This is a genomic window from Methylobacterium sp. (assembly GCF_019745455.1).
Lineage (GTDB): Bacteria > Pseudomonadota > Alphaproteobacteria > Rhizobiales > Beijerinckiaceae > Methylobacterium.
On the sequence record NZ_JAIETD010000137.1, the window covers coordinates 1 to 10,778 of the forward strand.

Below are 10,778 nucleotides of genomic sequence, written 5' to 3' on the forward strand. Positions count from 1 at the left end.
AATTCCACCTCAGGCCGCCTGACCGATGGCCGCTCCAACTCCACCCCGAATTTCCACCTCATTGACGGACACGACCTGAGAGACCGGCACGATGCGATCTGAAGCGCCATGCAGGACCAGCGTGGGTGGCAAACGTGGACACTGGCCGGCAAGCTCATCCGGCAGCGGCCCGAAATAGTCGACGATGGCTCGTACACGTGGTTCGCCCGCCGCTGCTGTAAAGGCCAGCGCTGCACCAAGAGACAACCCCACTATGCCAAGCCGCTGCGCATCGACGTCTGGCTGATCAGCAAGCCAGTTCACCGCATCCCGCACGGTCGTCGTCCAACGTGGAAAGTCCTGCCGGATCCGGGCATACGCCACGCGCTTGTCGCCGGTTCGGTCGAGATAGTGCACGAAGGCGACGTGGTAGCCTGAGGCTGCAATGGTCCGTGCGGCAAGGCGGTAACCTTCGGCGTAGGTCAGACCATCCGCACCATGCAGGAGCAGCACCGCCGGCAGTCCTAATGATTGTCCCTGTCCTTGCCGCGTTCCGCCGGATGCAGAATACCATTCCACCTCGATCTGCTGCTCGCCGCTCGTAAAACTCTGCATGTCTGGATCTAAGTTCCCGCATTGTTCTGGACGAAAAATCGCGTGTCGGGCTCGCTGAAGCGAGCGATGCCGTTCCTCCAAGTTCAGGTGGGGAGCAAGATTGGACGAAGGAATGCGGCACTTCGTGCCCTCGCTACGTGATGACCTGTCTGCAGCTCGCGCTTGCACATCCCATGGCCATTCGTAGTCGGCAGTGATCGGTTCAGGGAAACCAGCAGGCGGAGCGTGGCGTCTCTCGCTTCGGGTAGACCAATACAAACGCGGACCTTTACCGCCTTCTCGGCATTGATGCGCGCAGCATCGCCGCTGCCAAGGCGATCACGCTTGGACGGACGATCCGGCACCTGCGGTTAGCCAAAGAACCTCCAAATCCATGTACCACGCATCGAGGTTGCGCGCCGTCCCATAGACGGCCCCGAAACATCCAGACAGCGAACGGCCGCTTTCGAGGACCGCTCAGACCGGCTTAAACGGGAAGTTTGGAACGAATGCCGAACGTCTGCTTCCAGGCGCGACGCCCGGTTCCGCTCCGCACCCGATGCAGACCTGCATGATGGAAAGCCAAGGCGATAGGATAGCCGACTTGAGCGTCATGCAGCTCGGTCAATCTTCTGTCCGTCACGCATCAAGGATGGGCTGGAACCCGCCGAAAGTCATGCGCTGGCCGTCGAACGGCATCTGCATGTCCTGCATGCGAGGATCGCTCATCATCCGCTGCATGCCAGCATCGCGGACCTCCTTCGACGGCCATTCGATCCAGGAGAACACAATGATCTCACCTTCATTTGCCCTCACCGCGCGGCGAAAGTCCGTCACCTTTCCATCCGGTACGTCATCGCCCCAGCATTCCACCACCCGGATCGCACCGAACTCCTTAAACAAGGGCAGCGCCGCACTTGCATGTGTGAGGAAGTCCTCCTTGTTCCCAGCGGGCACCGCAGCTACGAATCCGTCGACATAGTTCATACCCTGTCTCCTCGTTGATGATGTAACTTCGTCACCGAGACGGTCGCTCAGATCCTCGCCAATGGAACTGGGAGCCCGTGATCTTACGCATCGGCGGAGTTTCCTTGCATGGCAGCCTCGATCCGACCGATGTCGATCTTGCGCATGGTCATCATCGCCTCGAACGCGCGCCGGGCCGCGGCTCTGTCAGGATTGCTGTTGGCGCGCAGGAGCGCCCGCGGCGTGATCTGCCAGGAGAAGCCCCAACGGTCCGTGCACCAGCCACACTGGCTCTCCGCTCCGCCATTGCACACGATGGCCTGCCAGTAGTGGTCGGTCTCCGCCTGATCTTCGGTCAGCACCATGAAGCTGACCGCTTGATTAGCCCTGAAGTTGGGGCCGCCATTCAAGCCGACGAACGGACGACCGAGAACGGTGAACGCGATGGTGAGTTCTGCGCCCTCAAGTCCTCCCGGGAAATCCGACGGTGCGTTCATGGGAGCCCCGACACTGCTATCTGGGAAGGTGTCGGCATAGAACTGTGCGGCTTTGCGGGCCTGACCGTGATCGAACCACAGACAGGTCGTCAGCTTCTCGCTCGTCATCGCTAGTCTCCCTTCAGGACCTCTGGCGCGGGCCGGCAAGGCCTAACCTGTGGCCCGCTGGATCGGCGATATTGGCCGAGTAGCTGCCTCCGGGGATCGGGTCGGGCCCCTGGAGCACCGTGCCGCCCCTGTCGCGAACGGTCGCGAGCGCGGCATCGATATCGGCCACGTGGACGTACCAGTTCCACTGGGCCGGTGCGCCGGTCGCCACGCTCGACATCACCGCGCCGGGGCGTAAGTCGCCTCGGCCGATGAAGGCGTACTCGCCCATACCGCCCATCGGCATGGCCCCGAGCTTCTCCCAGCCAAACAGCGCCCCATAGAACGCGAAGGCAGCCTCGGGATCTGGGGTTGCGAGTTCGATCCACACGCCGTGCCCAAGGGTTTGATCCGTCCCGAGGGGCACCGGCCCGAAAGCCCGGGTCTCTGCAGGGGTTGCCTCCGTCATGAGGACGAAGACGACGTCCTGAGGGTCACTCACCATGGCGAAGCGGCCGACATGGGGGATGTCGACAGGCCCGAACCGGATCTGGCCGCCGAGGTCTACGACCCGAGCGGCGGTGGCGTCGACGTCCTGGGTCGCGAGATAGACTGCCCAGCCGGGGAAGCCAGGCGCTTCCGGGATCGTGCGCCGGATCCCGGCGATGGCTCGCCCGTCCGCCTCGGCGATCCGGTAGTCACCGTGCTCAGGCATCAAAGACTGCGCGACGCGCCAGTCGGCCAGCTCCTCGTAGAAGGCCTGGGTTGCATCCGGGTCGGCCGCGTTCAGTTCGAACCAGATGGGTGTACCCTCGACAGTTGGCATCGGGCGCATTCCTCCGTGACGACGGGCGTGTCGGCCGCGTCGCAGCACCATTCAAGGCCCCGCTTTGCCCAGGCTGGCATTCTCAGTTATACAAAGCAACCATGCAGTCAGAAAAAATAACTATCGAGGCATCTGGGCAACGAGAGCGTCGGTACGACGACGCTTGCGGCACTGCGCTCGCTTTGGAGTTCATTGGCGAGCGCTGGTCGCTGCTGATCATGCGCGAACTGGTCTTCGGCCCTCGCCGGTTCGGTGAGATTCGGGCAAATCTCCCGGGCATCAGTGCGAACGTGCTGACCCAGCGCCTGGAGAGCCTGGAGGAGGTGGGCATCGTCCTTCGCTACCGTTTACCGTCGCCGGCCAACGTGCAGGTCTACGACCTGACGGATTGGGGGCGTGAGGCAGCGCCGCTGATGCGCGACCTGGGTCGCTGGGCGGCGCGCTCACCACGGCACGATCCGCGCCTCTTCATGTCGGCCGCGTCGGCCATGATGTCGCTTCAGGCCCTCGTGGACCGCACGCGATCCGCGGCGCTGTCTGTGTCGGTCGCCTTTCACTTCCCGGGCGAGGACTTTGTCGTGACGGTGACCGGCGGCGAGATCCTCGTGAAGCGTGGTGTCATAGAAGCACCCGACCTCGTTTTCACCGGAGATACGATGGCGATGCGCCGCACGATCTATGGCAAGGCGCCCCTGGTCAGAGACGGTGCGGGCGGCACGCTCGTTCTCGCTGGCGACGCCGATCTCGCACGGACCTTCCTCGATCTGTTCGCTCTGCCCGCTAAAATTGCGTGAGAAGCATCTTCGCATTCAATTCGGTCTTCTGCGCCCTGCTGGGTTGCGCAGCAAGTTGCGCGTCGACAGTCCGGAGCGCGCCCTGGCAGACTCACAGCGCGGCGCAGCGTTCGAGATCTCACTGCCGGCAATACTACGGCGGCCCGACCGTATCGGCGGCGAATGCCTGCCGCGAGCCTAGGGGCTTTGGACGGCCGATCGTGCTGTCGCAGGCCGTTTGGCGCTCCATCTCGGCGTTCAGCTCGGCCCCCAGGAGGACGATGACGATCGACAGCCAGATCCAGGTCATAAACCCGATGCCCGCGCCGAGCGAACCATAGATCCGATTGTAACTGTCAAAGCTGGCGACGTACCAGGAAAATAGGACCGAGGCGCAGACCCAGCACAGCGCGGCAACGACGCTGCCCCAGCTTACCCATCGCCACTTGGCCTCCTGCCGGCTTGGCCCATAGCGGTAGACCAGGGACAGGCCGAGGCTCACCAGGATGAGCAAAGCGGGCCAGCGCAGGATCCGCACCAAGGTATCGGTACGCGCCCCCAGCCCGACCTGGTTCAAGACGATGGGCAAGCCTACCACCATGCCGATGGCGGCGACGGCGATGATGGTCCCGCTGAGCGTGAACAGAAAGGTCGTCGCGTAAAAGCGGACCAAGCTGCGCTTCTCCCGCTCCTTGTAGATCACGTTGAGCGCGTCGAAGAGCGCGCTGACGCCCGAGTTGGCGCTCCAGAATGCGATGGCAAGGCTGACCAGCGAGGCTGTGCTGAGCAGGCCAGTACCTTGACCCGCGACACGTTGGAGCTGGTCGGCGATGAGTTCGAGGACGCCGTCCGGTAGCACCCCCGACAGCATGTTGAGCTGACGGCTGATCACGCTCGGATCGGCGAACAAACCGTAGAACGAGACGATGGTCGCCAGTCCGGGGAACGTCGACAGGAGGGTGAAGAAGGCGACACCACCGGCTGTTGAAACGACGCGGTCACGAGGGAGGGCCCAGAACACCCGGCAGAGGATGTCCAGCCATCCCCGCACCGGTATCTCTGAAGGCTGAGCCGCCGCGCGCCCGCGGCCGGCTTCGCGAGCGCGTGTTCGGGCAGCGTCAATCGCCGCGTCATTCGGTGCGCGCGTGCTGACCGAGTACCAATCTTCACCGTCTGCCTCGTCTGGAGTCATGAGGCTTGTCGCGCAGGAGACCGCACGTCTTCGGGCTTGTGCTTCTCATGTCCCATTCTCGTGTCCTCCGTCGGCTCAAAAGCCTACTCCAAGGAGGACCGCTTTTCAGGGGAAGACCAGTTCATTTGCCCGGAATGGGCATTGGCTGCAAAGAGGTGGTACGTCGCAAGCCGTCGGCTGAGGCACCATCAGCCTTCCGTGAGCTGCATGAACCTGTTTTGAAGCCGAACCACCTCTGCCTCTAGCTCGCGTATTCGCAGTTGCAGCGCAGCCGTGGCTTTCTGCTCAGAGCCTCCCGTTACTGCCTCGACGCCATCCTCTTGAAGGAACTGAACTCCGGCCTCGGTCTCTGAACGCCACTTCAGTTCGGCCTTGAACCGCTGCTGTCGGAGGGGAATATGCAACTCGAAATACATCGGAACCGATGCGAAAACGCCGAGATCAATCCGCGCGCCATTCTCGGACAGGTTGCGAACGACGCAGTCGCATGTCGTTGCTCCGTTATTGAATGAGATCGTCGCAGCCATGAAGCAGCGCTTGCGCACCTCTGCTCGCTGGGAGGTAGGTTCAGCTGATATGGTCTCAGCGAGAGGAATTGAGGTGGTCGACATCGCCCGATTATTTGCACAATGCCGCTAAGGAAACGTTGCGCTTAGTCCTTGCCCGGCCGAGCCAACAGGTTCGCCGTTCGAATCGTCAACCATTCCGACCCACGCTTCGCCGTCATTCCAAGCGCAATCGGGCTTCCGACACAGCGGCGTGTCGTTCAGCGAATTGTTCTCACTCCTTTGGGCGGTCGTCAGCGTCGTCGCTCATGAAGGCGTCGATGGCGGCGACGTCGGCCTCGAGGATTGCCTTCGCCTTGAACAGTTCGCCTACGGTAGGGCTCTCGGCCATCTATGGGGTCTCCGGAGGCAACGAACATCAGGCTGAGGTCCACGGCAAATACGACCACCCGCGCGGATTGGAGAGCCGGCCGTCGTTGACCCGGCATAGGCCGGCACGTTCGCCAGCCTCGATCACGGCTTGGCCTGAAGATCGGAGGGCCTGAATGGCTTGGCGGAGGAGTGTGACCTCGGAAAGGTCGGTCGGCAGCGGTCTAGACATACTGGCGAGATAGAGCGATGCAAGTCAGAGAGGAATTGTCGGCACTCTATCGCCTAGCCTGTTAGAAGGCGGAACATCCAAGACGCGGCAATGTCTTCAGCTGTCCATATTTCAGCGCCATAGAAAACTTTATATCAAATGCAATTGGCAAATAAATGAACATTTATTTGCAAGATCACAGACTAAGACGAGCCACTAGTGGTGTCTGTCCTTGTCGTGGAACAACTAGCCAAAGCCCATTGAATTCAGTTTTTCCAACCTGCACGGACCCAGGATGACCCCAAAGCTTAAGTAGCGCTGGAATTGTGTCAGAATGCGCGACCACCATTACGGTGTCCTGAGAATGCTGTGTATGCAGACGCTCGGCCAGCGAAACAATGTCGTCCTTCGTCACGACAACCGGCGTAAGATTAAGGTTCTTTGCGGTTGGATCGGCGGTCTCACGAGATCGCGTGTACTGGGTCACGTAAATCGCCGTCACACCCGCGTTCTTTAGGACATCAGCCAAGGCTTGCGCGCGTTTGAACCCCTCTTCGGTGAGAGGAGGATCGCCATCCATCATTCCACCAACCAGTGCCTGTTCGGCGTGACGGACAAGGAATACTGCCTGCTGGGCCGCGGCCTCAACCATGCAGCCCCAGAGCAGCGCCAGAACGAAGGATGTAAGGCATACGAGGCGAGCAGGATCGGGGCGCGGAACCTTCACGGACATGGCCAACCTCGAACGGTTAAGTCAGATCTACCTAAGCTGCGTCGCAGCCTTGGATGGAAAGCAGTCGCTTATGATTCGGCTGTCAAGTCAAGAAATGAGTGGGCGAAATCTGCTTTCAGGTCGGACGACGAAGACCGCTTCAGCCATGGAAACGCTACCGTCGTCAATGCGCCATAAAAACGTCGTTAGATTGCGGCTTAACCTGACTGGTATTTTGGACCGAGCCAACCAGAGGCTATTGATCAAAGGCTTAGCAGCTTGATCGAGTGCTTGCGGCTGAGGGAAACTCTGGACGGTCGTCTCGATCAGTTTCACTGCTCCTGAGGGGCTTCATCGAGAACTGACATGTCGAAGTGCGTTCAGCATCAACACGGCAGTTCAGCGCTCGCTAACCACGGCATCAGGTTCCTGCAACCCAATCCGAGACTTCGACGTAACGCACCCAATGACCGAAGGTGCGCATACACACGACGACAGAAGCTCGCTGGTTCGAGATACCCTCGAACTGATGCCGCTTGCCGATTTCGTCTCGGCATGGCGAGCCATGGTGGGTGAGCCGCCGGCTGTCATGCTGAAGAGCCGATCCGAGATGATCCGGCTCCTGGTTGAGAGCGTTCCGGCCGCTCAGTCCAAAATGTGGATCGCGGACGGTGAGGCTCAGCGCGGTACTGAACCGTTTTCCTGATCGCGGATCAACTGATGGCCCGCAGCCTGGCCGGTGGACCGCGTGGGAAAAAGCCATCGGGCACCGAAGTCAGGACGTGGTGGGCGTACATCCCACGTCGCCTTGGTCCCGGCATCGTGGCCGTATCCGATCGAGCGGCAAAGCCGCAAGCGGTGTGATCTCTCGATGAAATCGGGATGATCAAAGATCACCGAAGCGAGCCCCGCCGCCTGACAGGCCATCGGCAGCGGGGCACATCGTGTGGGAGACACGACGGAGCCGATACGCAACATGGCTCGCAAGGAAGATGCGCGACGCTGGTTAGCAGAAGATCAAGAGCGATCGGGCCCCGTTTCCCCGAGAGAGAGCCTCAGCGTTGGCGGCCAAGCGCTTCCGGCTCGTAGAGAACGGTCTGCAGTCTAGTTACCAAGCCGGGCTGAAGAATAAGAAGGAACATATGGTCGACGAATTTCGGATTTTGGAGCCTGCGTTACCCAACGCAAGTTGGTGAGCTACGATGGCGAGCGCCTACTTCAAGCCCCGATCTCCCGATGCCAATGATAGGAGACCAAATTAACAAATAATCAACAATCGGAATATCGCACTGCCCAATAATTAGCCGATTAGACTATTAATGTATCATCGCAAGAGCAACACGCTAGTACCGCATGGCTCTGGTTTGAATTAAGAAAATTTTAATCAGCCTATATTATATCGGCGATATATCTACCATCCAGCATCCGACAGAAAGCCACATGTCCATGCGGTTATCGCTGAAGTCGATCCTTATGAGCCTGTTTGGGTTTCTTGCTTTAGTTTCGCTTGGACAAGGCTTTGCAGGGCTTCAGTCGCTTGGCATTATTCAAAATAGGGTCGTTGACATCAAAACGAAGTGGATGCCGTCTGCAGATATTGTCAGGCAGATGCAAACCGCGGCTGCGAATGCGCGTGTGTATAGTTATCGCTACCAGGCGGTAGAAACTGACGTCGACCGTACCGCTGCTCTCAAGGAGTTTGCGGCTACAAATGCAGGCATGCATCACCTTCTTACACGCTACGAACCACTCGTCGCCTCATCTGAGGAACGCAAGATCGTTGATAGCTTCCGCCAGAAGTGGGCTATCAATGGTCAGATCTGGAGCAGGATTGTCGCCTTTGTTGAGAAGGAACGTCACGCGGAAGCCATGCAGCTGTTCCAGGGCGAGTCGCGGGCAAACAATGAGGCTGCCAGCGCCCTGCTGGCAGAAGCCGCCGAGCTGAACCACAAGGGTGCTGAGTTTGCAGCTCAAGCCGTTGATTCTGCCGATCTCCAGGCACGCTACCTGATCTGGACGGCGCTCACTCTGGCGGGGCTGGTTGCCGCTGGCGCTATGGCCTTGAGCTATGCGCGCATCGCACGTCCCCTGGAAGTCATGACCAGCATGATGAGCCGTCTGGCACAGGGCGATCTTGCTCTGGCCGTACCAGGGGCTGGCCGTCGTGATGAAGTCGGCGCGATGGCCGCTGCCGTGGGTGTGTTCAAGGACAACATGATCCGCGCGAAGCAGCTGGAAGCCGAGACTGCCCTCGCCCGCGCTGGTGCCGAAGCTCAGCGCAAGGCAGCGATGCGGGAGCTGGCAGACGGGTTCGAACGAGCCGTGGGCGGCATCGTCGGCCAGGTGTCGTCCTCTGCTACCCAGCTTCAGGACACGGCCCGGACCATGACGACGACTGCCGGCGTCACCGCCGGCCAGTCGAGCACCGTGGCGGCAGCCGCCGAGGAGGCTGCGGCGAACGTCAACACCGTCGCGGCCGCCGCGGAGGAGCTCGGCGCGTCGGTTCAGGAGATCAGCCGCCAGGTGCAAAGCTCTGCCGGCTTGGCCCAATCGGCCATGGGACAGGCCGATCAGACCGCCCAGCTGGTACATGAGTTGAGCGAGGCCGCGGCCAAGATCGGCGACGTGGTCAACCTGATCTCCAGCATCGCCGCTCAGACCAACCTCCTTGCCCTCAACGCCACGATCGAGGCGGCGCGAGCTGGCGAGGCGGGCCGCGGCTTTGCCGTGGTGGCGAGCGAAGTCAAGGAACTCGCCAGTCAGACGGGCCGTGCCACCGGCGAAATCGCGGGCCAGATCGCCACGATCCAAGGCGCAACGGGTCAGGCGGTCACGGCGATCGGCGCGATCACGGAGCGTATCCGCGACATCAACGCCATGGCGACCACGATTGCGGCCGCCGTTGAGGAGCAGGGAGCGGCAACGCAGGAGATCGTACGCAACGTGGCCCAAGCCTCGACCGGCACAAGCGAGGTCACCGCTCATATTGCGGGTGTCGCCGGAGCTGCCGAGAAGACGGGAGCGGCGGCCAGCCGAGTTCTGGACTCGGCCTCCGTGCTGTCGCGCCAATCCGACCATCTAGGCGCGGAGGTGAATCGCTTCCTCGCCACCGTGCGGGCCGCTTAAGCAGCAAAAGGCTCAAGCAGCGCCCTCCGCTCAATCCACTTGCGGCTGCCGGCATGTGCCGTGCGGCTTCCTCGTCGTCGCCTCGGATCGCCCGCGGCGATCGAGCAGCAGAGTGCGGCCACGGGTGACCTCTCGGCCAACATGCAGGTGGCCTCTTCGGGCGTCGCCAACATCAGCCGCAACCTCAGCGCCTGGGTATAGGAGCGGCACTCATCCACAGCAGGCAATGGCGAGCGTAGACCGAGCCGAAAAGCCCTTGCTTTCCAATTGTTGGCCTCTCGACCGTCGGACGCCTCCCGCACAGGGCAATGGATGTGACGGGATCCACTGTCTGCGCTGATCGGATACAAAGAATCTCAGGTCATCATCGTCGGCCATCGACAGGCCAACACAGCCGTGTCTTTGACTGGTTTGGGTCGGCACCGGAACGTCTGGTTATGGGCGAAGGGCTTGGGTCCGTACTCCACCCTTGGCGGCTTTTGAGCGTAACGGCAGCACACGACCCACTGCAGGCTTGGGGAAGAACCGCCTCGCGGCAGCTTGGTGGACGATGACCTACGGCTGGGATGGGTGATTCGGAGGCGAGATGGTCATCATGTCCTTCGCCGACGCCCGGAGCGTGCAGGACCCATCCAAGCTGGATCAGGTGATGTGAGGTCAAGTCGCGTCAGCCGAAGGCTTCCGCATCATGGCCTTCGTCGTACCGTCCAGCCATTCCAGGTCAACAGGACGAGGCGCCCTTCGGCGTCCCGGTATCGGGTGAGACGCGCGAGGAGATCGCGAACTGCTTTAGCCGTCTGCTTTGAGGACGGGACAGTGCTGCATTCCCTGGGACCACCCGCCTAAGCGCCACTGTATGGAATGCTGAAAGACCTGTTCGAGACCACAATGGTGTTGGCGGTCGATACCGCCGGTCCGTCGGCATTCGCCAGCCCGGTTT

Annotated in this window: 11 protein-coding genes; 4 read left to right on the top strand and 7 right to left on the bottom strand. The window is 61.0% G+C overall.

Annotated features, from left to right (window positions below):
• Positions 1-9 precede the first annotated feature (9 nt).
• The 4 genes from K2Y56_RS23400 to K2Y56_RS23415 all read right to left on the bottom strand — a co-directional run bounded on the left by K2Y56_RS23400 (position 10) and on the right by K2Y56_RS23415 (position 2,949).
• Positions 10-594: a dienelactone hydrolase family protein gene (locus K2Y56_RS23400; RefSeq protein ID WP_292513559.1), complete on the bottom strand. Its 585-nt coding sequence runs from the start codon at positions 592-594 to the stop codon at positions 10-12.
• 618 nt (positions 595-1,212) lie between these two features.
• Positions 1,213-1,560, bottom strand: a complete 348-nt coding sequence (locus K2Y56_RS23405; RefSeq protein WP_292513561.1) for a DUF1428 domain-containing protein — start codon at positions 1,558-1,560, stop codon at positions 1,213-1,215.
• Between the two features lie 83 nt (positions 1,561-1,643).
• A complete protein-coding gene (locus tag K2Y56_RS23410) occupies positions 1,644-2,144 on the bottom strand; it encodes a VOC family protein (protein ID WP_292513564.1) in 501 nt (166 codons plus the stop codon).
• A 13-nt stretch (positions 2,145-2,157) separates the two neighbouring features.
• Positions 2,158-2,949: a VOC family protein gene (locus K2Y56_RS23415; protein WP_292513567.1), complete on the bottom strand. Its 792-nt coding sequence runs from the start codon at positions 2,947-2,949 to the stop codon at positions 2,158-2,160.
• A gap of 101 nt (positions 2,950-3,050) precedes the next feature.
• Here K2Y56_RS23415 and K2Y56_RS23420 point away from each other — a divergent pair, with 101 nt between their 5' ends.
• Entirely contained in the window at positions 3,051-3,743 is a 693-nt protein-coding gene (locus K2Y56_RS23420; RefSeq protein WP_292513570.1) for a winged helix-turn-helix transcriptional regulator, read from the top strand.
• Positions 3,744-3,876: 133 nt separating this feature from the next.
• Here the strand turns inward: K2Y56_RS23420 and K2Y56_RS23425 are convergent, their stop codons facing one another.
• From K2Y56_RS23425 to K2Y56_RS23435, 3 genes are all read right to left on the bottom strand, one after another.
• A complete protein-coding gene (locus K2Y56_RS23425; protein ID WP_292513572.1) occupies positions 3,877-4,914 on the bottom strand; it encodes a YihY/virulence factor BrkB family protein in 1,038 nt (345 codons plus the stop codon).
• A 188-nt stretch (positions 4,915-5,102) separates the two neighbouring features.
• Positions 5,103-5,525: a PilZ domain-containing protein gene (locus tag K2Y56_RS23430; protein ID WP_292513575.1), complete on the bottom strand. Its 423-nt coding sequence runs from the start codon at positions 5,523-5,525 to the stop codon at positions 5,103-5,105.
• 671 nt (positions 5,526-6,196) lie between these two features.
• Positions 6,197-6,733, bottom strand: coding sequence for a phosphoglycerate mutase family protein (locus tag K2Y56_RS23435; RefSeq protein WP_292513578.1), 537 nt, complete (start codon positions 6,731-6,733; stop codon positions 6,197-6,199).
• Between the two features lie 445 nt (positions 6,734-7,178).
• On the opposite strand from K2Y56_RS23435, the gene K2Y56_RS23440 reads away from it, so the two are divergent.
• The 3 genes from K2Y56_RS23440 (at position 7,179) to K2Y56_RS23450 (ending at position 10,039) form a co-directional block, all read left to right on the top strand.
• Positions 7,179-7,418, top strand: coding sequence for a hypothetical protein (locus K2Y56_RS23440; RefSeq protein ID WP_292513581.1), 240 nt, complete (start codon positions 7,179-7,181; stop codon positions 7,416-7,418).
• A 740-nt stretch (positions 7,419-8,158) separates the two neighbouring features.
• Positions 8,159-9,838: a methyl-accepting chemotaxis protein gene (locus K2Y56_RS23445; protein ID WP_292513587.1), complete on the top strand. Its 1,680-nt coding sequence runs from the start codon at positions 8,159-8,161 to the stop codon at positions 9,836-9,838.
• 60 nt (positions 9,839-9,898) lie between these two features.
• Positions 9,899-10,039, top strand: coding sequence for a hypothetical protein (locus tag K2Y56_RS23450; protein WP_292513584.1), 141 nt, complete (start codon positions 9,899-9,901; stop codon positions 10,037-10,039).
• Positions 10,040-10,778 lie beyond the last annotated feature (739 nt).